Origin of the sequence: Vibrio mexicanus, assembly GCF_001012815.1 — a bacterium.
Taxonomy (GTDB): Bacteria; Pseudomonadota; Gammaproteobacteria; order Enterobacterales; family Vibrionaceae; genus Vibrio; species Vibrio mexicanus.
This window is the reverse complement of record NZ_JYJP01000084.1, coordinates 39,942-66,390: the sequence shown is the minus strand read 5'-3', so window position 1 is coordinate 66,390 and position 26,449 is coordinate 39,942. Positions and strand designations below refer to the sequence as shown.

The 26,449-nt window shown below is 45.3% G+C and carries 21 protein-coding genes and 6 pseudogenes; 10 read left to right on the top strand and 17 right to left on the bottom strand.

Going from position 1 to position 26,449, the window contains the following annotated elements; genetic code table 11:
- The first annotated feature begins 100 nt into the window (after positions 1-100).
- On the top strand, positions 101-910 hold the full coding sequence (locus UA76_RS12040) for a glycosyl hydrolase 2 galactose-binding domain-containing protein (protein WP_047046391.1): 810 nt from the start codon (positions 101-103) through the stop codon (positions 908-910).
- Positions 911-923: 13 nt separating this feature from the next.
- Here UA76_RS12040 and UA76_RS12035 read toward each other — a convergent pair whose 3' ends face one another.
- From UA76_RS12035 to argR, 5 genes are all read right to left on the bottom strand, one after another.
- Complete coding sequence (locus UA76_RS12035; RefSeq protein WP_047046388.1) at positions 924-1,304, bottom strand: DUF2061 domain-containing protein; 381 nt, start codon at positions 1,302-1,304, stop codon at positions 924-926.
- A 217-nt stretch (positions 1,305-1,521) separates the two neighbouring features.
- A complete protein-coding gene (locus UA76_RS12030; protein ID WP_047046385.1) occupies positions 1,522-1,959 on the bottom strand; it encodes a universal stress protein in 438 nt (145 codons plus the stop codon).
- A 74-nt stretch (positions 1,960-2,033) separates the two neighbouring features.
- Positions 2,034-4,613: a TRAP transporter permease gene (locus tag UA76_RS12025; RefSeq protein WP_047046383.1), complete on the bottom strand. Its 2,580-nt coding sequence runs from the start codon at positions 4,611-4,613 to the stop codon at positions 2,034-2,036.
- Positions 4,614-4,819: 206 nt separating this feature from the next.
- Entirely contained in the window at positions 4,820-5,788 is a 969-nt protein-coding gene (locus UA76_RS12020; protein WP_047046382.1) for a TAXI family TRAP transporter solute-binding subunit, read from the bottom strand.
- 335 nt (positions 5,789-6,123) lie between these two features.
- Entirely contained in the window at positions 6,124-6,594 is a 471-nt protein-coding gene (argR, locus tag UA76_RS12015; protein WP_047046379.1) for a transcriptional regulator ArgR, read from the bottom strand.
- A 322-nt stretch (positions 6,595-6,916) separates the two neighbouring features.
- Between argR and mdh the strand changes: the two genes are divergently transcribed.
- Positions 6,917-7,852 carry a malate dehydrogenase gene (gene mdh, locus UA76_RS12010; RefSeq protein WP_047046376.1) on the top strand — a complete coding sequence of 312 codons (936 nt, stop codon included), beginning with the start codon at positions 6,917-6,919 and terminating at the stop codon, positions 7,850-7,852.
- A gap of 112 nt (positions 7,853-7,964) precedes the next feature.
- Positions 7,965-8,155: pseudogene (locus UA76_RS12005) on the top strand (hypothetical protein).
- A gap of 98 nt (positions 8,156-8,253) precedes the next feature.
- Here the strand turns inward: UA76_RS12005 and ispB are convergent.
- A complete protein-coding gene (gene ispB, locus UA76_RS12000; protein WP_047046374.1) occupies positions 8,254-9,225 on the bottom strand; it encodes an octaprenyl diphosphate synthase in 972 nt (323 codons plus the stop codon).
- A 272-nt stretch (positions 9,226-9,497) separates the two neighbouring features.
- Here ispB and rplU point away from each other — a divergent pair, with 272 nt between their 5' ends.
- The 6 genes and pseudogenes from rplU to folA all read left to right on the top strand — a co-directional run bounded on the left by rplU (position 9,498) and on the right by folA (position 13,407).
- Complete coding sequence (rplU, locus tag UA76_RS11995) at positions 9,498-9,809, top strand: 50S ribosomal protein L21 (RefSeq protein ID WP_047046372.1); 312 nt, start codon at positions 9,498-9,500, stop codon at positions 9,807-9,809.
- Positions 9,810-9,827: 18 nt separating this feature from the next.
- A complete protein-coding gene (gene rpmA, locus UA76_RS11990) occupies positions 9,828-10,085 on the top strand; it encodes a 50S ribosomal protein L27 (protein WP_004409945.1) in 258 nt (85 codons plus the stop codon).
- 271 nt (positions 10,086-10,356) lie between these two features.
- Positions 10,357-11,528, top strand: a pseudogene (cgtA, locus tag UA76_RS11985) (Obg family GTPase CgtA).
- 130 nt (positions 11,529-11,658) lie between these two features.
- Positions 11,659-12,424 (top strand): annotated as a pseudogene (locus UA76_RS11980) (threonine/serine exporter family protein).
- Positions 12,406-12,886 (top strand): annotated as a pseudogene (locus UA76_RS11975) (threonine/serine exporter family protein). The pseudogenes UA76_RS11980 and UA76_RS11975 overlap by 19 nt, the downstream one beginning before the upstream one ends.
- A gap of 42 nt (positions 12,887-12,928) precedes the next feature.
- Positions 12,929-13,407 (top strand): annotated as a pseudogene (gene folA / locus UA76_RS11970) (type 3 dihydrofolate reductase).
- 56 nt (positions 13,408-13,463) lie between these two features.
- Here the strand turns inward: folA and apaH are convergent.
- The 6 genes and pseudogenes from apaH to lptD form a co-directional block, all read right to left on the bottom strand.
- Positions 13,464-14,270 carry a bis(5'-nucleosyl)-tetraphosphatase (symmetrical) ApaH gene (apaH, locus tag UA76_RS11965; RefSeq protein WP_047046367.1) on the bottom strand — a complete coding sequence of 269 codons (807 nt, stop codon included), beginning with the start codon at positions 14,268-14,270 and terminating at the stop codon, positions 13,464-13,466.
- A 35-nt stretch (positions 14,271-14,305) separates the two neighbouring features.
- A complete protein-coding gene (apaG, locus tag UA76_RS11960; RefSeq protein WP_047046365.1) occupies positions 14,306-14,686 on the bottom strand; it encodes a Co2+/Mg2+ efflux protein ApaG in 381 nt (126 codons plus the stop codon).
- A 120-nt stretch (positions 14,687-14,806) separates the two neighbouring features.
- On the bottom strand, positions 14,807-15,613 hold the full coding sequence (rsmA, locus tag UA76_RS11955; RefSeq protein WP_047046364.1) for a 16S rRNA (adenine(1518)-N(6)/adenine(1519)-N(6))-dimethyltransferase RsmA: 807 nt from the start codon (positions 15,611-15,613) through the stop codon (positions 14,807-14,809).
- Between the two features lie 62 nt (positions 15,614-15,675).
- On the bottom strand, positions 15,676-16,668 hold the full coding sequence (gene pdxA / locus UA76_RS11950; protein WP_047046361.1) for a 4-hydroxythreonine-4-phosphate dehydrogenase PdxA: 993 nt from the start codon (positions 16,666-16,668) through the stop codon (positions 15,676-15,678).
- Entirely contained in the window at positions 16,658-17,929 is a 1,272-nt protein-coding gene (surA, locus tag UA76_RS11945) for a peptidylprolyl isomerase SurA (RefSeq protein ID WP_047046359.1), read from the bottom strand. Before surA ends, pdxA begins: the two co-directional genes overlap by 11 nt.
- A gap of 105 nt (positions 17,930-18,034) precedes the next feature.
- Positions 18,035-20,409: pseudogene (gene lptD / locus UA76_RS11940) on the bottom strand (LPS assembly protein LptD).
- A 147-nt stretch (positions 20,410-20,556) separates the two neighbouring features.
- On the opposite strand from lptD, the gene djlA reads away from it, so the two are divergent.
- A complete protein-coding gene (djlA, locus tag UA76_RS11935) occupies positions 20,557-21,417 on the top strand; it encodes a co-chaperone DjlA (protein ID WP_047046355.1) in 861 nt (286 codons plus the stop codon).
- Positions 21,418-21,485: 68 nt separating this feature from the next.
- On the opposite strand, the gene UA76_RS11930 is transcribed toward djlA, so the two are convergent.
- The 5 genes from UA76_RS11930 to UA76_RS11910 form a co-directional block, all read right to left on the bottom strand.
- Positions 21,486-21,875: a RidA family protein gene (locus UA76_RS11930; RefSeq protein WP_047046352.1), complete on the bottom strand. Its 390-nt coding sequence runs from the start codon at positions 21,873-21,875 to the stop codon at positions 21,486-21,488.
- A gap of 145 nt (positions 21,876-22,020) precedes the next feature.
- Complete coding sequence (gene pyrI, locus UA76_RS11925) at positions 22,021-22,482, bottom strand: aspartate carbamoyltransferase regulatory subunit (RefSeq protein WP_047046350.1); 462 nt, start codon at positions 22,480-22,482, stop codon at positions 22,021-22,023.
- Between the two features lie 15 nt (positions 22,483-22,497).
- Positions 22,498-23,442: an aspartate carbamoyltransferase gene (gene pyrB, locus UA76_RS11920; protein WP_047046347.1), complete on the bottom strand. Its 945-nt coding sequence runs from the start codon at positions 23,440-23,442 to the stop codon at positions 22,498-22,500.
- Between the two features lie 257 nt (positions 23,443-23,699).
- A complete protein-coding gene (locus UA76_RS11915) occupies positions 23,700-24,704 on the bottom strand; it encodes an ornithine carbamoyltransferase (protein ID WP_047046345.1) in 1,005 nt (334 codons plus the stop codon).
- A 117-nt stretch (positions 24,705-24,821) separates the two neighbouring features.
- Positions 24,822-26,195, bottom strand: a complete 1,374-nt coding sequence (locus UA76_RS11910) for a PhoH family protein (protein ID WP_047046342.1) — start codon at positions 26,193-26,195, stop codon at positions 24,822-24,824.
- Positions 26,196-26,449: the final 254 nt, after the last annotated feature.

Genomic DNA, 26,449 nt, shown 5'->3' with positions numbered 1-26,449 from the left:
CTAGGCAATTCTCGCTGAACAGGCACCTTGAGGTTACTTGGGTATACAGCCCTTTAGGTATATAATCGCCGAAATTGATCTAGCGCAAATAATTGAAATCATGCAAATACTCTTGGATGGCCTTTGGCAGCTTTCCCCATTGACCGATCTATCTATCCCTCAAGATGACCTTTCGTTTCCGGCTGCGCTCAGCAGTGTGCTACCCAATACGCTATCGGAAGAGGAAGTGGCACAGCAAGAGTGGCATCTAATGCATGATATTGAGGTAGATGAATCTCTTCTTAATTACCCTATCGCGGATTTTGTCATTTCTGGTGTCGATCATCATGCAGAAGTGCGCATCAATGGCGTGGCTGTGTTTGATTGTGATGCTACTCAATCTGAATATCGAAAGAACATCAAAGAGTACCTCCAGCTGGGCCGAAATCGAATAGAGATACTCTTTTTAGAAGAAGAGGAAGATTTGCTCTTCGATGAAGATTTAATACCAGAAACCGATACTGCACCTTCTCAGATAATTGAATCTGAGAGCGGAGTTTTTAATAGAGCAATGGGCATTTGGAGTACGCCTTATGTGCACTTCATTAAGCATGTTCGTTTAGAAAGCATTGAAGCGGAGCAGGTGTGGCATTACGCCGGCGGCTGTGAGGTATTGGTGCACCTTAATTTTGAGGTGTTTTCGCCGGGACTGCTCTCTGCAAGTGTGAAGTTTAATGGGATGACCTTGCAGTTGCCGATAGATATGCGCGCAAAAAAAGCGACTGCGGTATTTCAAGTGGAAGCCCCTATTATTGCGGATATAGAGCAGCCAAGCGATGAATCCCGTTACTTGATTGAGGTGACGTTGGATGAGCAGAAGTTGCAAATGCCACTGCTGCTCAATCGAGAGCTATGCTGCACTAACGCCTAATCTACGTATGAGCTTAACAAGCGTAAGACACGGTAGGCTGCTTGCGTTGCCAAACTCTTTCATGGAAGTAGTAGGCGATCGTGTTGAACGTTGGTTCAATTGCAGCCATCACTCCACCTATAAAGGCGTCTCCAGTTAATACGTACACCACACTAAAAGCGACGCTAAAATGCACGACGGCAAAGCTACTTGTTTTGATTTTCACCGAGTTTGCTAAGCGAGATAGGAATCGGCTCTTTTCCCACACTTTTTCATGAAAGTAGAACGCGATGGTGTTCACGCTTGGCTCAATCATTGCGACCAAACTACCAATTAAGATATCGCCAGTAAGTACATAGGCAACTGTGAATGCGATAGCGAAGTGAATTGCGGCAAAGTTAAGTGTCTTTTTCATAATGAGGCCTTTACGTCTAATGGAACACGGCAGTCTTATCTGATGTGCTTATTATTGATAATTATTCTCATTAGTGAAAGTTGGTGTTTCCTATTGCTTCAATAGGTAAGTTTGCATAAAAAGAGCCCCCTCATCACTCGGGTTGCTTCCATACGAGTTTAATAAACAAAAAAATCCCACGAAAGCGTGGGATTTTTTGATTAGAGCAATGGTGAGTTTAACCTTGAGGTTTAATCACCATGACATTGATCGGCGAGTTCTGAACGACCTTGCTGGCCACTGAGCCCAAGACAACTTTGTCGATTTTTGAGCGCTTATGGCTTGGCATTACGATAAGGTCTGCACCCAGCTTCTCAGCATGGTCCAAGATCGTGGTGTAAGGTTTGCCCTCAGCAACATGTACCTTGTATACGATCTCTTCTGGAATGTACTGGCTTGCAAACTGTCTTAGCTGAGACTTAACGTCCTGCTTCATTTTTTGGGCAGCATCTTTGGGGAAGTAGGTTGCGACCATAGACATATGAATACCAGGCAAAACAGTGAGAAGATGGACTTCCGCGTTACCGTGCTTTGCATGCCATACTGCTTGTTCAACCGCTTTATCTGAAAAGCCTTTGTCGTTTAGGTCAACAGGGACAAGGATTTGTTTATACATATTATTACCTGAATTAAGGTTTGATATCCTTTATAGAGAGGACCACCCAAGCTTGCTTGGATGGTCCATTGTTACTACGCGCTAAGTTCGTCCTTCTTTGCACGTCGTCTTTGATTTAAGCCTAGACCAAATAAGATCAGCAGCGTAGGGACAAAGACCCATTCTTTCATTGGGCGATCAGCCTCTTGAACCACCCATTTAATTTCCCAATCGAAGTCGATACCAGAAGCTTCGGCAGGGCTGCCAAACTCAACCATATCAACAATCATCTTGCCATCTTGCTCCATCAGCATGAGGCCCATAGACGCAATACGGTCGTCGGCTGACATGGCATCATCTTCAAATGGCAGTCGAACGGTTTTCTCAACGTAGCGACCTTCTAAGTTCTCACCACCGACGCGAAGTTCTATTGGCTTACCAACCGGCAGTTGCTCGGTGATCTGTGCGATTTCCGCACCCGGTGAAAGCTCTTTCGCAGGGTAGATCATATCCCACCAGAAACCTGGTCGGAAGAATGAGAAAGTCAGTACTAATAGCAAAACGGTTTCCCACCATTTGTTTTTAGTAAACCACCAACCTTGAGTCGCCGCAGAGAAGATCAGCATCGCGATCACTGAAGAGACAACCGTTAGGGTTAGATGCCACCATGATTCAATACCCATCAAAAGAAGCTGAGTGTTGAATACGAACATAAATGGCAATATCGCCGTTCGGATATCGTAGGTAAAGCCTTGGATACCGGTGCGAATTGGATCAGATTTCGCAATCGCTGCCGCCGCAAATGCTGCCAAACCAACAGGCGGCGTGTCATCTGCTAGGATACCGAAGTAGAACACGAACAGGTGAACCGCAATCAGAGGGATAATCAAACCGTGCGCTGCGCCAAGGGTCACAATTACTGGTGCCATTAGAGTCGAAACAACGATGTAGTTTGCTGTCGTCGGTAGACCCATGCCTAGAATCAAGCTGATGATCGCAGTAAATAGCAGCATTAGGATGATGTTTCCGCCAGAGATAAACTCTACGAAGTCGGTCATCACAAGGCCGATACCTGTTAGCGTCACAACGCCAACAACCGTACCAGCGGCAGCCGTCGCAACACCGATACCGATCATGTTACGCGCACCTGAAACTAGCGCTTCAAGTAGATCTACGAAACCTGCTTTTGATTGCTCAGCGATATCACCTGTTTTTGCCATCAAGGCAATCAATGGACGTTGAGTTAGCAAGATGAAAATCATAAACACCGTTGCCCAGAATGCAGATAGACCCGGTGAGAATCTCTCAACAGTCAAACACCAAACCAGTACCACGATTGGCAGCAAGAAGTGCAAGCCTGATTTGATGGTCGGTCCCGGCTCTGGCACTTCAGTAATATCGGCATCGATTTCCATACCGCCTTCTTTCGCGTGTTTAGCAGATACTCGAACGAGAGCGACATAAGCGATAAGCAGTGCAACCGTAACGATTGGCGTTGCTGCGTCTCCAAACACATCTTTAGTCCAACCTACACCGTAGTACACCGCTGCACTAATAATGCAAAGGCCAAGAATGGTGCCTGTAAAGGACAGTAAACTTTGAACAATGGTTGGCGTGCGGCGACGTGGTAACCCCGTCATGCCCGCTTTACACGCTTCAAGGTGAACAATGTAAATAAGAGCTATGTAAGAGATAAGCGCTGGCAGTAATGCCGCTTTGATAACTTCTACATAGGAGATACCTACATACTCAACCATCAAGAATGCCGCGGCGCCCATGATAGGAGGGGTTAGCTGACCATTGGTGGACGCAGCTACTTCAACCGCACCTGCTTTTGTTCCCGGGAAACCGACACGTTTCATCAGTGGGATGGTAAATGTACCTGTGGTTACCACGTTGGCAATTGATGAGCCTGATACCAATCCTGATAGGCCTGATGCAACAACCGCCGCTTTTGCTGGGCCGCCCTTCATATGACCGAGCAGGGAAAATGCGACTTTGATGAAGTAAGCACCCGCACCCGCACGCTCTAGCATGGCGCCAAAGAGTACAAACAAGAATACGAAAGAGGTAGAAACGCCCAGTGCGACACCGAAGACACCTTCAGTGGTGAGCCATAAATGCGACATCGCCTTGTTTAGACTCGCGCCTTTGTGAGCAATAACATCTGGCATGTATGGACCACCAAATGTGTAGAGCAAGAACACAGCGGCTACGACCATCAGTGGAGGGCCTAAAGCTCGGCGAGTTGCTTCTAGAAGAAGCACCATACCCATTGCCGCAGCAACGATATCTAATGTTGTCGGCGCACCGGAGCGGCCAGCGAGTTCAGCATAGAACACATACAAGTAAGAAGCTGAGAAGCTACCTGCCAATGCAAGGATCCAGTCAATAGCTGGAATGCGTTCTCTAGAAGATGTCTTCAGAGCAGGGTAGGCAGTGAATGCGAGAAAAATAGCAAATGTAAGATGGATTGCTCTCGCCTCGGTATCATTGAGGATACCGAAATTGAATATAAATGGCAGTGGTGAGGCGTACCAAAGCTGAAATAGAGACCAACATAGTGGGACGAACCATAAAATTCGGCCTGGAATACCAGACGGGTTTCGTGCTCCAGTGTCGGATTGAGCCACCATTTCTTGCACATCTTGAGACGGAGTGTTTGGCTGCGTCATGTACCTTATCCTTATTATCGATGGTCTGTTTATAACGACTAACTCGAATTCCTCATACCTATCAGTTTAGTGCTATTCATAAAAAGCAGTAGTGAGGATGAGAGAATGAGAGCTAAATAAAGGCGAGTGTTTCAAATGTGAAAACCCAAAAGATCACAACAAACAAGGAGGCGAAACCTCCTTGTTTTATTGCGTTAGAAGAGTGATTACTTCAGTAAACCAACTTCTTTGTAGTACTTCTCAGCACCTGGGTGAAGAGGGATTGAAAGACCAGCTTGAACCATGTCTTCCTTCTTCAGGTTAGCGAATGCAGGGTGAAGGCGCTTAAATGTTGCGAAGTTTTCAAATACTGCTTTTGCAACGTTGTACGCGACTTCATCAGAAACAGCAGTCGTTGTTACCATAGTTGCTGCTACACCGAAGCTGTTTACATCGTTGTCTGTACCGCGGTACATGCCTGCAGGTACTGTGCTGTATGCGTAGTATGGGTTGTCTGCTACGATCTTATCGATCTGTGGACCTGTTGCCGATACTAGTTTCGCATCACATGAAGTTGTTGCTTCTTTGATTGATCCATTTGGGTGACCAACCATGTAGATAAACGCATCAATTTTGTTGTCACAAAGCGCTTGTGAACGTTCAGAGCCTTTTAGCTCAGACGCTAGCTTGAAGCTATCGTTAGTCCAGCCCATTGCGTCCATTACCACACCCATAGTCGCACGGTCACCAGAACCAGGGTTACCGATGTTCACGCGCTTACCTTTAAGGTCAGCAACGTTTTCGATGCCAGCATCGCCGCGTGCAATGATGTTGAATGGTTCGGTATGTAGAGAGAACATTGCGCGAAGCTCTTTGTACTCACCTTGCTCTTCAAACTTGCTTGTTCCGTTGTAACCGTGGTACTGCCAGTCAGACTGAACAACACCAAAATCCAGCTCGCCTGCACGAATTGTGTTTACGTTGTAAATCGAACCGCCTGTTGATTCAACAGAACAACGAATGTTGTGTTCTTTGCGGCCTTTGTTCACAAGCTTACAAATCGCACCACCAGTTGGGTAGTAAACACCTGTTACTGAACCTGTACCAATTGTGATGAACTCTTGAGCGTTAACTGCGCCAGCACCCATTACAGCAGCTGCAATAGCACCAACTTTAAGAAGTTTGTTAAATGCCATGAATTTCCCTTCCTTATTCATTATTTAACCCATAGCAAGTGTAGTTGCTGTGGGAGTTTCCTAGCGTGGAAACGGCATCTTTTTCAATCCGTATGTTGAAAAAGTGCCTGAATAATAGCAAATAAATGGTGGAAAATTATTGAAATGTTAACGTATGTAGCGAATTTGGCTGATTTGTAATAAAGAGTGCGACAGGGTTAAAATAGTATAAATCTTTCAATTTCAACTGGTTATGGATTGCCCAGGTGTCGAATAAGAGTTTTTTAACCTGTGAAGTTCGTCACGGATTAATCATAATCCATGACGAATAAAGACCAAGTAATAAACCAGTTATATTAACCAGTGTATTCAAATAGTTCACATACGGATTGGAACAACTGCTCGGTAGTCACCGAAAGAGTAGGGGTAATGAAAATCGTATCGTCACCGGCAACGACACCAAGAATGCCTTCTGACTTACCGAGTGAATCGAGTAGGCGCGCTATGAGTTGTGCAGCACCCGGCCCGGTGTGAATCACAACCAGTGCGTTGTTGCGATCAATATCGAGTACCAGCTCTCTAAGTGAACTTGATACTGTCGGTACGCCAAGTTCTGCTGGTAAACAGTAAACCATTTCCATTTTTGCGTTGCGAGTACGAACCGCACCGAACTTGGTTAACATACGAGAGACTTTCGATTGGTTGATGTTGTCAAAGCCTTCGTGTTTGAGCGCGTCGACAATATCCCCTTGAGAACCAAATCGTTCCTCTTTCAGCAGAGATTTAAACGCTCGGACGAGATTATCTTGTTTTTCTGAGTTTCGCATGAGTTGTCTTATCTATCGATATTTACAAATTCTATGGTGAATAGTTTCGCATAGATATTCATTATTAGCCAATGAGTTCAGAAAAATGTGTCTAGGCTGTCACTGTTAATCATGAGAAATTTTAGTAAACAATAAATCTTAAGTCTTTGTCATTTAAGAAAAATAACGGCATAATCCTCGGCTTTCTTGTAGCACGTGTTACTTGCTTTGCGCAAGGTCGCAAAGCTGACGTTAATTGATTGTAATCAAGTTGTGATTGAGATAATTTTGATCGTAATGCCCTACAAACTTATAAGAGAATAGATTCTCAAGGAGAACTACAATGAAAGTAGCCGTTATTGGTGCCGCTGGTGGCATCGGTCAAGCCCTAGCCCTACTACTTAAGAACCGTCTTCCTGCTGGTTCTGATTTAGCCCTTTACGATATTGCCCCTGTAACACCTGGTGTTGCTGCGGACCTAAGCCACATTCCAACCCCTGTATCTATTAAAGGTTACGCGGGTGAAGATCCAACACCAGCTCTTGAAGGCGCGGATGTTGTACTGATCTCAGCGGGTGTTGCTCGTAAGCCGGGTATGGATCGTGCGGATCTGTTTAACGTTAATGCGGGTATCGTTAAATCGTTAGCAGAAAAGATTGCTGTTGTTTGTCCAAGTGCTTGTGTGGGTATCATTACTAACCCAGTGAACACGACTGTGCCAATTGCTGCTGAAGTTCTTAAGAAAGCGGGCGTATACGATAAGCGCAAACTGTTCGGTGTAACAACATTGGATGTAATCCGTTCTGAAACGTTTGTTGCAGAGCTAAAAGATAAAGATCCAGGCGATGTTCGCGTTCCGGTTATCGGTGGCCACTCTGGCGTGACTATTCTTCCTCTTCTTTCTCAAGTGGAAGGTGTGGAGTTCACAGCAGAAGAAGTAGAAGCTCTGACCAAGCGTATCCAAAATGCGGGTACGGAAGTGGTAGAAGCGAAAGCGGGTGGCGGTAGTGCAACTCTGTCTATGGGCCAAGCAGCTTGTCGCTTCGGTCTCGCGCTTGTTAAAGCACTGCAAGGTGACGAGAACGTTATTGAGTGCGCTTACGTTGAAGGTGAGGGCGAGCACGCTCCATTCTTCGCTCAACCAGTGAAACTGGGCAAAGACGGCGCTGAAGCTATCTTGAGCTACGGTGAGTTAAGTGATTACGAGAAAGCATCACTAGATGGCATGCTTGAGACTCTTAACGGTGATATCGAAATTGGCGTTGAGTTCGCGAAATAATTAGCAGCCTAATTAATCATTCAAAAGCCGATCTTTAGATCGGCTTTTTTGATCCTTTTTATTCTCTCCACGTAGTCAATGTAGATGATCACGCTTGTGTAAGGAGAGAACAATGGAAGCAAATCGTATTCACAAAGGTATGGTAGTGGAGTGCCAGCAAGGTGTGGGCACTATTTTAGTCGTCGACCATGAAGCGCAAACCGTTTTGCTTTCTAAGCAGGGGGCGAAGAGCAGCTTGCATTAGGGTTCGATGAAATAGAAGAGAACCCTCAGCTTCACGGCAGTTGTGACCGATACTATTAATATGTCCTTTCCTAGCTCGAACTAGGACAGCGAATACTAGAAAGGTGCCCATTGGCACCTTTTTACATCTATATTTGTTTTCTTAGTTTGGAACGAGGCTATTTAGAGCGTTTCACTGCCAAGTGAGCCAATGTAATCAATGCCTGCTTGTAATCTGATTCAGGCAGCACTTTAAGCTCTTCAATGGCTTTGTCGGCCTCTTCTAGGGCTTTATTGGTGGTGTATTCTAATGACCCACACTCAGCCATCGTTTTAAGGATATCGTCGAGCTTATCCATACCGTTGGCTTTTTCTATGGCTTCTCGAATCATTAAGCTTTGAACTTCGTTACCGTTACGCATTGCGTGCAGTAGGGGTAAGGTTGGTTTGCCTTCTGCAAGATCATCACCGACATTCTTGCCCATCTCTTTACCATCAGCCGTGTAGTCCATTACGTCATCGATTAGCTGGAACGCAGTACCTAAATATTTGCCGTAGTTTTGCAAAGCGGTTTCGACTTCTTGCGGTGCGTTATTCAAAATCGCGCCAATTTGAGTCGCAACTTCAAAAAGTCGTGCAGTTTTTGAGTAGATGACTTGCATGTAGTTTTCTTCAGTAGTGTCAGGATCATTACAGTTCATCAACTGCTGAACTTCACCTTCTGCGATCACATTAACCGAGTCACTCATTAGCTCGAGGATCTTCATGGATCCTAGTTTTGTCATCATTTGGAAAGAGCGAGTATAGATAAAGTCACCAACCAGTACGCTAGCGGCATTACCAAATGCAGCATTGGCTGTCGCTTTACCACGACGCATGTCTGACTCATCAACCACGTCATCATGCAGTAGGGTGGCGGTATGGATAAACTCGACAAATGCCGCTGCCATGATGTGTTTGTCGCCTTCGTAACCCAAAGCGCGGGCAGAAAGAAGTGCTAGAAGTGGTCTAAGGCGTTTGCCACCACCGCTAACAATATAGAAACCGAGTTGATTGATTAAGGAAACGTCAGAGTTGAGTTGAGCTTGAATTGTTTCATTCACTTTTGCCATATCTTCGGCAGTAAGCGTCTGGATAGCTTTAAAATCCATTGTACATCCGGCTGAGGTTAGTACCCGTAAGGTATTCTTATCTTCTTTATTAGCTGAATAATACACTAAAAAACGTTGATTAATACATGGCTAAAGGGCATGATTGCGGCACTTTTCTTTGGCGATTAGCTTTTCGCCAATTTTTTAAAAATATGGCTTGTCATAGGGTCGCCCTTTCTGTAGAATCTGCGCCCTATTGATGATTAGTTTAGCGCACACCCAAATTGCACAAATATGTAGCATAAGGCTGTGCGGAAAAAGCGGAGTAAAATATGTACGCTGTTTTCCAATCTGGTGGTAAACAACACCGTGTAAGCGAAGGTCAAACTCTTCGTTTAGAGAAATTAGACGTTGAAACTGGTGCAACTGTTGAATTTGATAAAGTTCTACTTGTTGCTAACGGTGAAGACATTCAAGTTGGTGCTCCTCTAGTAGAGGGTGGCAAAGTTGTAGCAGAAGTTGTACAACACGGTCGTGGCGATAAAGTTAAAATCGTTAAGTTCCGTCGTCGTAAGCATTCTCGCAAGCAAGCTGGTCACCGTCAGTGGTTCACTGAAGTGAAAATCACTGGCATCAACGCTTAATTTTAGGAGAGTTTAACAATGGCACACAAAAAAGCTGGTGGTTCTACTCGTAACGGCCGCGATTCAGAAAGCAAACGCCTTGGTGTAAAACGTTTCGGTGGTGAATCTGTACTTGCAGGTAACATCATTGTTCGTCAACGTGGTACTAAGTTCCACGCTGGTACTAACGTTGGTATCGGTAAAGATCACACTCTATTCGCTCTTACTGAAGGTAAAGTGAAATTCGAAGTGAAAGGTCCTAAAAACCGTAAATTCGTTAGCATCGAAGCTGAGTAATTTAGCACTGCGCTAATTTACCTTTAAGCTTTCAAGCTGAATTTAAAAGCCCTGCCTATTCGGCGGGGTTTTTTATTTATGAAGTGCAAATAACAAGACGTCCTCGACGATACAATCAGTTAGATGAGTGTTTGGGTTCAGGGTTACTTTTTATTTGTTCCAGATGCAGTAAGAACACAGATTCCAGGTGATCGATCTTAAATTCGGATCTGCTAGAATTTATATCACCCGTTTACGGTGATATTGCAACGCACAAAATGCGGAGTAAAAAATGAAATTCGTTGATGAAGCGGTAGTAAAAGTAGAAGCTGGTGACGGCGGTAACGGTGTTGTCAGTTTTTGGCGTGAGAAATTCGTCGCTAAAGGTGGCCCAGATGGTGGCGATGGTGGCGATGGTGGCGACGTCTACATTGAGGCCGATGAAAACCTAAATACATTGATCGATTATCGCTTCCAGCGCTTTTACGCTGGTGAACGTGGTGAGAATGGCCGTGGCGGTAACTGTACTGGTAAGCGTGGTAAAGACAAAGTATTACGCGTACCTGTAGGTACACGAGCGTTGATATTCACACTAATGAAATCGTGGCTGAAGTAGCTGAGCACGGCAAAAAAGTCATGGTGGCGAAAGGTGGTTGGCATGGGCTTGGCAACACACGCTTTAAGTCTTCAGTAAACCGCGCACCACGCCAAAAGACATTAGGTACCAAAGGTGAAGTTCGTGAACTGCGCCTTGAGCTATTGCTGCTTGCTGATGTTGGCATGCTGGGTTTACCTAATGCTGGTAAATCTACCTTCATTCGTTCAGTATCAGCAGCGAAGCCTAAAGTTGCGGACTACCCCTTTACCACGCTTATCCCAAGTCTTGGTGTAGTCAGTGTGGTTCCTGAGAAGAGCTTTGTCGTCGCGGATATCCCTGGTCTTATCGAAGGCGCTGCAGACGGTGCAGGTTTAGGTATTCGCTTCCTGAAACACCTAGAGCGTTGTCGTGTTCTTCTTCATATGATCGATCTTATGCCAATCGATCAATCGGATCCGGTGAAAAATGCACTCACGATCATTGATGAACTTGAGCAGTACAGCGAAAAACTGGCGGATAAGCCACGTTGGTTAGTATTCAATAAAGTCGATCTGATGCCTGAAGAAGAGGCAGATGAACAGATCCAAGCGATCTTGGATGCGCTAGGCTGGGAAGATGAGTACTTCAAGATCTCAGCCATCAATAAGATGGGTACCAAAGAGCTGTGTTACAAGCTAGCAGACTTCATGGAGAACTTACCTCGTGAAGAAGAAGAGGTTTCTGAAGAAGATAAAGTCGACTTCATGTGGGATGACTACCACAAGGATGCGATGAGTGGCGATAACGTCGTAACCGAAGATGATTGGGACGATGATGACTGGGATGACGAAGAAGACGACGGCCACGTTGTTTACGTTCGTGAGTAATTTCCATATCTAAATTGAACTTTGAAAAACCGCAATCATGGATTGCGGTTTTTTTATGTCTAAATCATACATAACAAAATGAAGTTAGGGCAGAATAGAGTATTCGTGCATTGGCTTACTGGAAGGAATCATGGCCTCGAAACAGCGTGAAATATCACGCCTCATAGCCCAAGCGGGACAAATGCTCTTAGCTCATGGCGCAGAAAGTACCTTAGTTGGCGACATTACTCGCCGTATTGGCATCGCCGCTGGCGTGGATGAAGTTGAAGTCTCCCTGTCGGCTAGTTCGCTTGTCGTCACCACCGTTTATCAAGATCATTGCATTACTACGGCAAGGCGAAGCCAGATCGCGGTATTAACATGCGCGTTATCACCCAAGTGCAGCGTATTTGCATCATGCTGGAAAAGGGCATACTGGATTACAAACTGGCTCAGGTGAAACTTAATCAGATTAGCCCTGAGCGTTACAATCGCTGGTTGGTTGTTCTTATGATAGGGCTGTCATGTGCCTCTTTCAGTCGACTCGCTGGCGGTGATTGGTTGGTGTTTATGATGACGTTTATTGCTTCTTCTATCGGGATGATAGTTAGACAAGAAATCGGTCATCGCCATTTCAATCCGTTGCTTAATTTTGCGGTAACTGCGTTCGTCACAACTAGTATTTCAGCACAAGCGGTTATTTACTCGATTGGCAATCAGCTACCATTGTTATGGCATCGTCAGTACTCATGCTAGTTCCCGGCTTCCCATTGATCAACGCGGTGGCGGATATGATCAAAGGCTACATCAATATGGGTATTGCTCGTTTTGTAATGGCCAGTCTACTTACTCTGGCGACCGCTCTAGGTATTGTGGCGGCAATGAGTCTGCTTGGCGTATGGGGGTGGAGCGCATGATGGATCTACTCTTAGGCCTTTTAAATGATATGTTGTTCGCCGCGATCCCTGCTGTTGGCTTTGCTCTGGTCTTTAACGTCCCTCAGAAAGCACTTATTTATTGTGCATTGGGTGGCGCAATCGGGCATGGTAGCCGCTACCTGATGATGCATTATGGTGTCCCAATCGAATGGGCAACACTCTTCGCCGCAACCATCGTTGGTATGATTGGAGTTCATTGGTCTCACCGATTTTTAGCTCACCCAAAAGTTTTCACTGTTGCCGCTTTGATTCCTATGGTGCCAGGGGTGTTTGCTTTCCGAGCCATGATTGCTTTGGTCGAGATTAACCATCAAGCTATTCACCCGAGCTATTAGCGCATTTGATTGAGAACTTCTTAACGGCAATGTTTATTATTGCAGCTTAGCTATTGGATTAGCGATGCCGGGCTTGTTATTCTACCGACGAAAATCGATTGTTTAACGCAATGGGTAAGTTGTGTTTGAAAAGTGAATAGGACAGTGAATGATCATTAGTATGATTGCCGCAATGGCAGAAAATCGAATCATTGGTAAGGACAACCAGATGCCTTGGCACTTACCGGCCGATTTTGGCTGGTTCAAGAAGTGTACGTTAGGCAAGCCTGTGCTGATGGGGCGCAAGACTTATGATTCTATTGGTCGTCCGTTGCCTGGTCGTCAGAATATTGTGATCTCGCGAGATGAGTCGTTGGAGATTGAAGGGGTATCGACGGTCACTTCTATTGAAGCCGCATTAGATCTTGTTTCGTCAGAGCCGGAAGTCATGATTATTGGTGGTGGTGCGATTTATCAAGCTTGCCTACCGAAGGCTGATAGGCTCTACGTCACCCATATTGATGCACAGATTGAGGGTGATACTCAGTTTCCACAGTGGATGAGTCGTTTAAAGAAACGTATTCGGAAACATACGAGGCAGACGAGAAGAACACCTACAATATGCGTTTTGTGGTTTTAGAGAAGTAATCGAATGAGCCACTCTACTCTGAGTGAAAAACTTTCTGCGTAGAGTGGCTATGAGCTCAACTCAGGGCATCCTGAGTGAAATATTGTTTGTCTTCCCATCTCAGCATCGTTAGTTGTCCACCCCAAACACAACCCGTGTCTAAACCAATAACGTCTTTATTCTCATATCCTTTCAGCGCAGCCCAGTGACCAAATAGAATCGTTTTCTCTATGTCTTTGCGCCCTGGAGTCTTAAACCATGGTACTAGATTGTTATTTTTAACACTCTCGGGTGGAAGCTTACACGCCATATCCAATTGGCCATCAGAAAAACAAAAGCGCATTCGAGTAAATGCGTTGATGGTATAGCGATATCGCTCGATACCTTTCAATTTCTTGTCCCAAAGAGCAGGTTGATTCTCGTACATGTTTCTTATCAACCAAGCCCAATCGTCGCTTTTTAAAATGGCTTCCACTTCTTCAGCACACTCTCTAGCTTGCTTCAGATCCCACTGAGGACTGATGCCCGCATGGCAGATAAGAAATTCTTCATGCTCGGCTAAAAGAGGTTGTTTACGTAGCCAGTGGAGGAGCTCGTCTCTGTCGGTCGCTTCGAAAATCGCTGCGGTTTTATCTTTATCTTTGACCTTGTGGACACCTAAGCCAACGGCGAGCAGGTGCAAGTCGTGGTTACCGAGGATAACTTTTGCAGCGCTACCTAGCGCTTTAACAAAGCGAAGAGTTTCAAGAGATTTTGGGCCGCGAGCCACAAGATCACCTGTGATCCAAAGAGTGTCTTTACTCTCATCAAACTCTGCCTTAGCCAGTAGAGCTTGAAGCTCATCAAAACAGCCTTGGATATCCCCAACTATATAGTTCGACACGGTATTTCCTAATTTTGCAGTACGAGAGCAGAAAGTTAATTTAAAACGTTAGGCATGGCGAGTCGAAAGGGTTCTATTTCAGCGATGAACTCTTTACCAGATTCATCATGCATAATGTACTGACCTTGCATTACGCCAACGGGGGTCTCAATTGCAGTACCGCTGCTATAGGTATATTCGTCACGCGCTTCAATAAAAGGTTGCTGGCCAACCACACCATCACCTTCGATGGATAGCTGCTTGCCATTGGCATCATGGATCAGCCAGCGTCGGCTGATAAGTTGCACGGTTTGAGAGCTGAGGTTTTTGACGGTGATAATATAAGCGAAGATATATCGATTGTTATCGGGTTCAGATTGCTCTTCAATGTACTTGGTGTGGACTTGAACTTTGATGCAAGGGGTAGATACATCCATGTGAACTCCTAAAACTCATCTTACTTTTAAAATATAAAGCCTCTAGCTTGTGAATGCTAGAGGCTTTAAAGATGGTTCTCTTTAAATTGATAACATGCTCAATTTAATCAAGATTTTCTACTATTTATGATTCGCATCGAGCCAGTTTGCCATCGCGACAAATTGCTCTAGAGTGATCTGCTCTGGTCTAGAGCTCGGATTCACACCTAACTCTTCTAGAGTTTCAGCATCAAGCAGGCCTTTATAGCAGTTACGAACCGTTTTACGACGCTGGTTAAAGCCCTCGCGACATACGCGATCTAACCACTTCAAACTGGTTGCCGGATGTGGTAGCTCTTCGTATGGTGTTAGACGAACAACCGCTGAGTCTACTTTTGGTGGCGGTACGAAAGCCGTTGGTGGCACTTCAAGCACTGGTGTGACTTTACAGTAGTACTGAGCCATCACCGTGAGACGACCGTATGCTTTGCTACCAGGGCCCGCTGCCAAACGATTCACCACTTCTTTCTGCAACATGAAGTGCATGTCTTGAATATCTTTATGGAATTCAAATAGGTGGAACATTAGCGGAGTAGAGATGTTGTATGGCAAGTTGCCGAAAATGCGCAGCTTGTTATTTGGCTTCACCAGTTGAGTGAAGTCAAAACGCATTGCATCACCTTCGTGGATGGTGAGTTTATCCGCTAATTCTGGGTGATTGCGAAGGCGCTCTGCCAAATCTCTATCCAGTTCAATTACAGTGAACTTGTCGACTTCGCGCCCAACAGGCTCTGTAATTGCCCCCAAGCCTGGGCCAATTTCCACTAGATTTTGCCCTGGCTTTGGATTGATAGAGGAAACGATCCCGTCAATAATGTAAGGATCGTTTAGGAAGTTTTGACCAAAACGTTTACGCGCTTTGTGCCCTAAATGGACATCATTTCTCATAGTTATCTCGAATTCAGTGCTTAATTAACCGCTATCGAAAGTGTAGTTGCTTCGCTAACGTATTAATCAGTTTTCTTGTCTACTAGCTCAATCGCATGAGCGAGTGCTGTTCTAAAGCTCCCTGTATCCGCAGTGCCAGTTCCTGCCAGTTCCAATGCGGTACCGTGATCAACCGAGGTTCTAATAAAAGGTAGGCCAAGAGTGATATTCACTGAGCGACCAAAACCTTTGTATTTTAGAACCGGCAGCACCTGATCGTGATACATGCCCAAAACCGCATCGGCTTCTTGTAAGTACTTTTCGCTAAAGATGGTATCGGCCGGCAATGGGCCAATTAAATTAATACCATCTCGCTGGCGTATCTTTTCTAAGGTAGGGGTAATGGTTTCAATTTCCTCTCTACCTAGGCAACCGTCCTCTCCAGCGTGTGGATTAAGTCCACAGACATAAATCGTCGGTTTGTCGATTGCAAATTTGTCCCGTAGATCTTTATGGAGAATATCGATAATTTTCTCCAGTCTTTCCTCTGTCACAGCTTTGGATACATAAGCAAGAGGAATATGGGTGGTGACTAAGGCAACTCGAAGTCCTTCGGTGGCCAACATCATAACAACCAGCGGTGTATTGGATTTCTCTGCAAAGAACTCCGTATGGCCACTAAAGGCTACTCCAGCACGATTGATCACACCCTTATGAACGGGGCCGGTGACAATAGCATCAAATTCACCATTCATACAGCCCAAAGCGGCTCTTTCGAGCGTTTTTAGTACGTAATGGCCGTTGCTCTCATCGAGTTGTCCTGCAACCGCTGGCACCGCTAAGTCAATATTGTCGACAATGAGCGTGCCCGCTTGCTGCGGTGTAGGTGCAGACTCGGCATTATAATCCAGAAGATTGACTTCGATACCCAGTTGCTCCGCCCGTGCCTGCAGCATTTTTTTGTCTGCACACACAACCAGTTGGTGCGGCCAGTTTTCCGTTGATTGAGCCAGAACTAAGTCTGGCCCAATTCCCGCAGGCTCACCTGCGGTCACAACGATACGTTTAATCGTCATTTTGAGTTTCCTCGACAATTTCGACGAAGGCACTGGCTCGAAGCTCTTGCAACCATGCGCTAGCTTCTTCGTTGAATTTGCGATTAAACAAAATTCGGTAAGCTTTGTTCTTCAACGCAGAGTCTGTGCGGTCAACTTCACGGCGATCTATTACCTCGACAATATGCCAACCGTGAACTGTTTTGAATGGTTCACTGATTTGGCCTTCTGGGAGAGTCTCAACTTGGTGCCTGAACTCAGGTACATATAAATCAGGTGTTTGATAGCCCAGCTCACCATTTTGTACGGCTGAACCTGGGTCTTGACTGTATTGTTGAGCTAAGTCACCAAAGTTTGCTTCGCCTGCATTAATGCGGCGAATAATGTCGTTGAGCTGCCTCTGTACGCCTTCATCACTTAGGATTACCGTTGGCTTAATAAGAATATGGCGAGCATTAACCTCAGTAACGGCTACTGTTTCTAAGCCTTTGACGTCATCGATTTTTAAGATGTGAAAGCCGATACCGCTTCTGAATGGTCCTATGATAGTGCCTTTATTTTGTAGCTTGATTTGGTCGGCGAAAATGGTTGGCATCTCTTCTTTACGCATCCACCCCCAGTCACCACCCTCGAGTGCTTTAGGGCCTTTTGAGTAGGTGTAAGCCATCGTAGCGAAATCAGCGCCGTCGTTAAGCTCTTCAACTAGGCGATTGGCTTTTTCTTCAAGTTTGGACTTGTCTTCACCCTCAACATAGCGCAGTTGAATATGACTGACCTTGTATTGAACGGTCGCATTCGTTTCTTGAGCAAGAATATCCGCTAGGTTATCAACCTCAGCTGGTAGAATATTGATACGGCGGCGAACCAAGGCATTACGTGCTTCACTTGCCGCCATCTCTTTACGAATTTGCTCTCGGAAAGCTGGGTAGGTGAGGCCTTCTGCGGCGATCTCTGCTTGAAGTTCTTCAAGTGTTTGATCATTGTTTGAAGCGATCTCTTGTAGAGCTTGGTTCAAACTGTTGTCATCGATTCGCACGCCAATACGCTCAGCTTCTTGTTGCTGTAAAGTATCGATAATTAGCTTTTCAAGTACTTGCTCTTTTAGAATGTCTTCGCTCGGCAGCGTTTGACCACCTTGTTTTGCATTTGCGCGAAGGGTGATAAGTGAAGATTCAACATCACTCTGCAGTACCACACCTTCGTTAACAATCACGGTGACTTTGTCCAGTTCAACTGGAGTAGCCTGCGCTGTAGAAAAGCTGAAGGCGATAGCGATGCCCATGAAGCTCTTTTTCCAAGAGCTTTGTTCCCAAAAAGTGGGTTTCCAAGAAATCATTTACTGTCCTGTTTCTTTTTATCTAGCTAACTTCGAGCTAGCAATAATTAATTAGTTATTTAAGAAAAATGGTCGGCCGTATCCAAGCGCGTTACCCGCACTAGACACCCCAGTGGCTCCAGAGTCTGAACCAATCGTAGTACCAAAACCGACGATGCCAAAGTTGACGCTAAAGTTGTTCTCATACACAGGTGTCGCGTTTGGATTGGTTACGAAATCGCCTTCCCAGCTGCGAAGTTGGTTACTGTAAGTAAAGCCAATGTACCAGCAGTCGCTGCGGTAGCGAACGTTAGCTAGCCATTCTAGTTCTTCGTCGACGGTCATATCATAGAAATACTGAGCGCTAGCATGCCATTTCGGTGAAATTTGGTAAGCAGACAGCAAGCTACTTGAGAAATACCGTCGCGCGTGATGCTTGATGTATCAAAGCCCACGGTTTCTTCGATATATTCTTTTGTGACATATCGGTAGTTGGTTTGAATGTAACCACCACGGAAACGATACTCTATCGTTGAGTTACCTAATTGAACTTCACTAGTATCGATATCGTATTGAATACCACCATGGAAGAACCAACTATCATTGTAGTTAAAGTCTGTTTCCACCGCCCAAGCTGAGTAGTTAGAGTTGTTGTCTTCCGATGAGTTCAAGTTGGATTGTTTGTTATCTTTGTCAAAATAGAAAATTTGGCCAAAAGATATGTTTAAGCGCTCACGATAGCGTTCATCGAAAAATCGTGTGGATGCACCATAGCTAAACTGGTTGGCCGCAGCTATTTTATCGACGCCGCTGTATTTTCGACTGCGGAACAGGCCATAGTAGTCAGTTTGGAGCAAAGTCGTGTCATAGTTGTAGATGTCACTTTGATCTTGTTCAGGCACGTAAACATATTGAATTTGTGGTTCTAGAGTTTGAGTGTAACTGTCTAAAATGACGGTATCTCGCTCTAAAACAACGCCAGCATGACTTCTAAACTCAGGAATGACCCTAGTAACAGATTCCTGAAGGTTAAATCCCTCGAATTGTGAAGCACTGAGGTCAACATTATCTAAGTTTTGTTGGTAATAAGTACCAAGTAGGCGGGCTTCGGTTGTCCAACTCCCCCAAGTCGTAGCGAATGGTACGCTAAGCCCAGGCTCAACGTGAACACGTGTAGCCGATGGGTTATTTGGGTTGTCTGTCTCAAAGCGGGAAACGTGGCTGATTAAGTCAAAGTCCAGATACCTCATAACTTCGGGTGCGTAGTAATTGAAGTCAATTTGAGGCATTAAGCGATAGGGCTGATTTCCTTCAGAAAGTACTTGGAAGTCACGGACGAGCAGCGAGCTATCCCAGTTTTGTGAACGATAAGTAAGCAGGCCTTCTTGAATTAGCTGGCCATCTTCTCGGTTACCGATGCCAGAACTTACATCTGAAAAGTAGCGAATGTCACTGACTTTGGAGTAATCGACTTCAAGCTTCCAAGCCTCTTTGAAAATTCCGTTGTGAGTATACTGCATACCCCAACGGTCACCCTGTTCGGGATATTTTTTGTCATCCGGCAGATACTCTGACTTTATTTCGCCATAGCCAAAGTCAGATAGATAACGGAATTTTGAATCTAGTTGAGCCCCACGTTTTTCCATGTATTTAACCGTGGTCTCGAGATCATAATTTGGAGCTAAGTTCCAATAGATTGGGACCTCAAACTCAAAACCATCACTAGAGCCGTAGCCCACTGTAGGGTAAAGGAAACCTGTTTTCCGCGTATCACCAATCGGCACTGTCAAAAATGGCAGATAAAAAACAGGCACGCTTTGAATTTCAAAGCGCGGATTATAGAAAGTGGCTTCTTCTTTTTCTTGATCGATGTCGATGCTTGTCGCTCGTAGGCGCCATGCATTGTCACCAACAGGACAAGACGTTAGAGATCCGTCTTCAATTTCGTAGAAGGTCTTACCTGATTTAGTGATAACGGCAGCATCACCGCGTCCTGGCTCACATAGGAATTGATAGTCAGTGTTCTCCATGATGAGCAAATCATCGTTGACGTGGTTGGTCGCTTTATCGGAGATAGTTTTAAACTCGCCGTCACTGAAGTTTACGTTTCCTTCTGCAACGATAACGTTGTCCACTTGATGTAGAGTCACGTTGTCAGCGATTAAGCGTTTCTTGCCTTGGGTGACAACTACTTCACCACTGTAGACGGCTTTATCACCATTGATTGCTTCAAGGTCGTCGGCTTCGACGTTAATCGGCAGCTGGTTAGCGTTTTCTACCTCGGGCTCATTGACCAAGCATTGGTCAATAGGGTCTAATATTGCACATTGGCCAATGGATGGCATTAATTGAACGTTCTCGTCCAATAGTTCTTCCGCTTGAGTTTGATGAGCTAGCAGTATTGCACCTATGGATGCAGCTAATGCGGTGCGAGGAAAACGTGACATCGAGTTTTACTATCCTGTTGAACTTGATTGAATGGGCCATCAATGGGTCATTCTTAAAGAAAACGGCCTTTATCATAAAGGAAATTGACGGCTCCGGCACTATCAGACCGCGCTAGCGTCAAAAAATTCATAGATTGAGAGCACAGAATGCATATTTTTGGCAAAATCCTCGGCATCTTTTTTGGTTTTCTCTTTGGTGGCCCGCTGGGGGCATTGCTGGGTTTGTACCTAGGCCATAAGTTTGACAAAGCACGTCGCTTAGCCAGAGCTGGCTTTAGCTCGGGGGCATTTGGCTCTGGCCCGAGTCAAGCTGAGATGCAGCAAGAGTTTTTTAAGTCCGCATTTGCTGTTATGGGGCACGTTGCTAAGGCGAAAGGCCAAGTTACTAAACAGGAAATTGAACTCGCAACGACCATGATGGAGCGGATGAATCTGCATGGCGAGCACAAGGTGGCTGCGCAAAATGCCTTTCGTGAGGGTAAAGATTCTGGATTCCCGCTAGAAGAGGTTCTGAATAAAGTTCGTATTTCTTCTGGCGGTCGCTTTGATTTATTGCAGTTCTTCCTCGAGCTACAAATTTCAGCCGCGTTTGCTGATGGCTCCATCCATCCGAGTGAGCGTTCTGTTCTACATAAAATCGCGCAAGGCTTGGGTTTTTCCTCTCAGCAACTAGAACAGCGCCTCCACATGCAAGAGGCCGCTTTTCGTTTTCAACGTGATGGTGGGTTTGGCGGTCATTCAGGTGGGCAGCAACGTCATTCTGGAGGAGGCTGGCAACAGGCTTCTCAGGCCAATCACTTAGCCGACGCTTATGAGATTTTGGGCGTGAGTGAAAATGCAGACAGTAAAACCATCAAGCGCGCCTACCGCAAGCTGATGAATGAGCATCACCCAGATAAGCTCATTGCTAAAGGCTTACCGCCAGAGATGATGAACGTGGCGAAAGAGAAGTCGCAAGAGATTCAGAACGCCTACGACTTAATCAAGAAAGTAAAAGGCTTTAAGTAGTATTTCGAGTAACAAAAAAGGCGAACACTTCAAGATGGTGTTCGCCTTTTTTTGTTTCTTGAGGCTGATTATTTGCGTACCGCAATTGCCTCAATTTCAATGCCAACATCTTTAGGAAGGCGAGCCACTTCAACACAAGAGCGAGCAGGGTAGTGAGCGACTTTATGCTCGTCAAAGAATGCGCCGTACACTTCATTGACAGTACCGAAATCATTGAGATCTTTCACAAATACTGTCATTTTCACGATGTCAGAAACAGTCAGGCCTGAAGATTCAACAACGGCTTTTACGTTTTCTAGCGATTGACGAGCTTGCTCTGCGATATCTGAAGAGACGTCGCCTGTTACTGGGTTTACTGGTATCTGGCCAGAAGTCATTACCATGCTGCCTAGGTCGACACCTTGAATGTAAGGGCCAATAGCTGCTGGAGCTGAATCTGTGTGAAGTACTTTAGTCATGATTAATTATTCCACGGTTATCTGGGATAGAAAGTGAACTCAGTTTGCCGTTAAACATTTAACACGTAAAGAGGCATTGATAGATTTTGGTGGCACAAATAAAAACACCTCACAAGAGTGAGGTGTTTTTATTACTGGGATACGCTTAGCGCTCAGTTACGATTTCTCGATCGAACACTTTCTCGCAGTATTTACATTTAAGGCGAATATCCTCGCCTTTCTCGAACACTTTGAAGCTACTTTCTACAGGTTCGTTGTGCGTAATACAGTTGGTATTTGGACACTCAAATACATCATTAATCTGCTCAGGTAGATCAAGCGGCAGTTTTTTCACCACTTCATAATCTTCAATTTGGTTTACCGTTGCATGCGGTGCGTAGAGAGCTAACTTGCTAGCCTGTTCTTCGCTAATGAAGATGTTCTCAATTTTCAGTAGATCTTTAGAGCCAAGCGCCGAAGACGGTAAGTTTAAACCAATGGTGACGCGCTGCTGAGAGTTGTGCATATCGAACAGCTTAAGTACCTTGATACCAATTTGTGCAGGAATATGGTCAATCACGGTTCCGTTGCGAATCGCTTCAACTTGAAGTTGAGTCTCTTTACTCATAATGACATTCCTTTCTTAAAGTGTTTCGTTTAGAACTGTTTCGTTTAAAACAAGCGCAAGCAATGCTTCACGTGCGTAAACGCCGTTTTCTGCTTGTTGGAAATAGTAAGCATGCGGTGTTTTATCCACATCAATGGTGATCTCATCTACACGTGGCAGTGGATGAAGCACTTTTAGATTTTCACGCGCGTCTTTTAGTAAGCTTGCGGTTAGGATATAAGCTGACTTTATGTGCGCATACTCTGATTCGTCAAAGCGCTCTTTTTGTACGCGTGTCATGTAAAGAACGTCTAGCTCAGGAATGACTGGTTCCATATCCGTATGCAAGCTGTATTCAATACCTGCTTCGTCAAGCTCTTCGCAGATGTACTCTGGCATTGCGAGCGCTTCAGGCGCAATGAAGTAGAAACGCACGTTGTTAAACTTGGCTAACGCTTGAGTGAGAGAGTGTACCGTGCGGCCGTACTTTAGGTCACCGACAAACGCGACGTTTAGATTATCAAGTCGGCCTTGTGTTTCAGCGATAGAAAACAGGTCAAGAAGGGTCTGAGTTGGGTGTTGGTTAGCACCGTCACCGGCATTGATAACTGGTACGCCGTTAGAAAACTCTGATGCTAGCCTTGCTGCACCTTCTTGAGGATGGCGCATCACAAATGCATCAACGTATGAAGAGATGACCTGTACAGAGTCTGATAGGGTTTCACCTTTCTTCGCCAATGACGTATTACCACCACTATCAAAACCAATCACATCTCCGCCAATGCGTTGAATCGCAGTTTCGAAAGAGAGGCGTGTACGAGTAGAAGGTTCAAAGAAACAACTAGCGACAACTTTGTTCTTTATCAGTTCTGGTTGCGGTTTAGCTTTTAGCTGACCGGCGGTATCGACAATGAGTTCCAGCTCTTCACGAGAAAGCTCTGGAATAGAGATGATGTGCTTCTGGTAAAGCGAGTTTGCCATGGTCGTCTTCCCTATTTTGGTTTACTTGGAGCCATAAAAAAGCCCCCATAGTGGGAGGCTTTAAAAATCAATAGAGATAGAAAGAATAGCCATTAAGCACGATGGCTTAGCAGTTCGAGCGCACAGTGTAGAGCACAACATTCGTGGCATTAGTTTCTATCTCCAGACAAATTGCCGAGCATTATACTCTGAAGAAGTGAGAGCGCAAGCGATTACATCAAGGTTTAAACAAGCAATATAACGGCTGTATTTCTCTGTTAACTACCTAGCGTTGCAACCATCACTGCCTTGATTGTATGCATGCGATTTTCCGCTTCATCAAACACAATTGAGTAGTCCGATTCGAACACATCGTCCGTCACTTCTAAGCCATTCATACCGTACTTTTCAGCCACTTCTTTACCGATAGTCGTCTCATCGTTATGGAAAGCAGGTAGGCAGTGCATGAACTTAACATCAGGGTTGCCGGTTTTTTGGATGGCGTCCATGTTCACTTGATAAGGCGTCATCATGGCAACACGTTCATCCCAAGCTTCAGGTGCTTCGCCCATCGACACCCAGACATCGGTGTAGAGAAAGTCACAGCCATTAACGCCTTCATTAACATCTTCTGTCAGCGTGATTTGGGCACCTGTGGTTTGAGCGATCGCTTGGCAGGTCGCGACGAGCTCTTCTTCTGGCCAAAAATTCTTTGGCGCGACCAGGCGAATGTCCATACCCATCTTAGCGGCACCCACCATGAGTGAGTTACCCATGTTGTTACGTGCATCACCAAGGTACGCGAAGGTCATTTCGTGAAGTTGTTTGCCCTTGCCATGTTCTAGCATGGTAAGGAAGTCTGCGAGAATTTGCGTTGGGTGGAATTCATCAGTCAAACCGTTCCAAACCGGTACGCCTGCATGCGCGCCAAGCTCTTCGACGATTTCTTGACCAAAGCCACGATATTCAATGCCGTCGTACATTCTGCCCAGCACACGAGCGGTATCTTTCATTGATTCTTTATGCCCGATTTGCGAGCCCGATGGACCAATGTAAGACACTTGAGCACCTTGATCGAAGGCGGCAACTTCAAATGCACAACGAGTACGAGTAGAGGCTTTCTCGAATATTAAGGCGATGTTTTTTCCAACCAAACGTTTTTGTTCCACGCCTGCATATTTAGCCTTTTTCAGATCGCGTGACAGGTCGATCAAAAACTGAATTTCTTTTGTTGTAAAATCAAGGAGTTTTAGAAAGTTACGGTTACGTAGGTTGAACGCCATAGTGAAGTCCCTAGTCAAAGTGCTGCTTAAGGGACTAGTAAAACACAAGAAAGGGTGTTTTGTGAATATTTATTTTGAAAAATAAGCGAGATATGAATTATATCTCGCTTTTTGTGACTATAAATTCTCTTCTGCAAACTCAGCCAAGCGACTGCGAACCACACCGTTGAGGTGAATGTTGGCACTGCCTTCGAAGTTCTTGAAGCGCTCAACCATGTAGGTCAAACCTGATGTTACAGGGGTGAGGTAGTGGGAATCTATCTGCGCCAAGTTACCCGAACAGACGATCTTGGTACCTTCACCACAGCGAGTGATGATGGTTTTGATTTGAGAAGCGGTTAAGTTTTGACACTCATCAAGCAGCACAAAGGCATTTTGAATCGAGCGTCCACGCATGAAGTTGATCGACTTGAACTGGATGTTGGCTTTATCACAAATATACTTTAGTGAGCCTTCCGTGCAGTGATCATTCTTATGCAGTGCTTCTAGGGTGTCGGTAATCGCGGCCAACCAAGGTAGCATTTTCTCTTCTTCCGTACCTGGAAGGAAACCAATCGACTCGCCAATATCTGGTGTGTTTCGAGTAACAATGATTTTATCAAACATGCCTCTTTCAATGGTTTGCTCCAGAGCAGCCGCCATTGCTAGCAGAGTTTTACCACTGCCCGCCGCACCCGTTAGGATTACCAAGTCGATATCTGGGTCGAGTAGGGCATCGAGTGCCATGCCTTGGTATACATTCTTGGGCATGATGTCCCAAGCTCTGCGGTGCATCATGCGCTCACGGCTGAGGTCTCGCAGCGTGATGGATTCTGAGTCGATCTCTTCAACGCGGGCGGCAAAGTCGCTGTCTTCATCGATGATGTATTGATTGATGAAAGTAGGTTCAAAGGGTTCTCGACTTAAAGTGTGGAAAGTTCTCCCCGCCAATGTGCGACTTTCAACTTCTTCCACTCCTGACCAAAATTCGCCTTCACACTGCTGAAAGCCGTTAGTTAGATACTGAACATCATCGATCAGTTGATCGGTTCGATAATCTTCAACAAAGCGAACACCTGCGCCTTTAGCACGCAAGCGCATATTAATGTCTTTGGTAATAAGGACAACTTCTCGCGGTGCACGTTTGTTTTGCAAATAGAGCACAGCGTTGAGAATGCGATTATCTCCCTCTTTGTCGGCAAAAGCTTTGACCGTTTCGGTGAGCTCGAAATCAGCCAAAATAGAGATAGTTCCAGATACTTGTTGGTCGGTGAATGGAATCCCTTCCGATATTTCATCGGGAGTGGCATCTCGGAATAGGTCTTCTAGAGCACGAATCGCCACGCGTGCATCACGTGCAACGTCGCGTTTACTGTCTTTGATTCGGTCGAGTTCTTCAAGGACGGTCATTGGGATGACCACATCGTGTTCTTGGAAGGAATAGATAGCAAGAGGTTCGTGTAGAAGGATGTTGGTATCAAGTACAAACAGTTTCCGATCAGTATCGCCCATAGCGTCTCCTTGCCGCAGCGCGGCTTGCGTAGCAAAGGTCATTTGCAGCATGGGTAGTTAGGCATGCTAGCTAATGCATGCAAACCAAGACGCCAATATGATCAGAAACATAACGGCATCGCTAACTACTTACTGCAAACCCGTGTTGATCCGTATGCTAAATAATGCATCAAAAGTGCCAACGTAAAATTGACGCGGTTTCTGCACTTTCCTATTAAGTATAAGCAAATTAGATAACACACGAGTTTAGGATT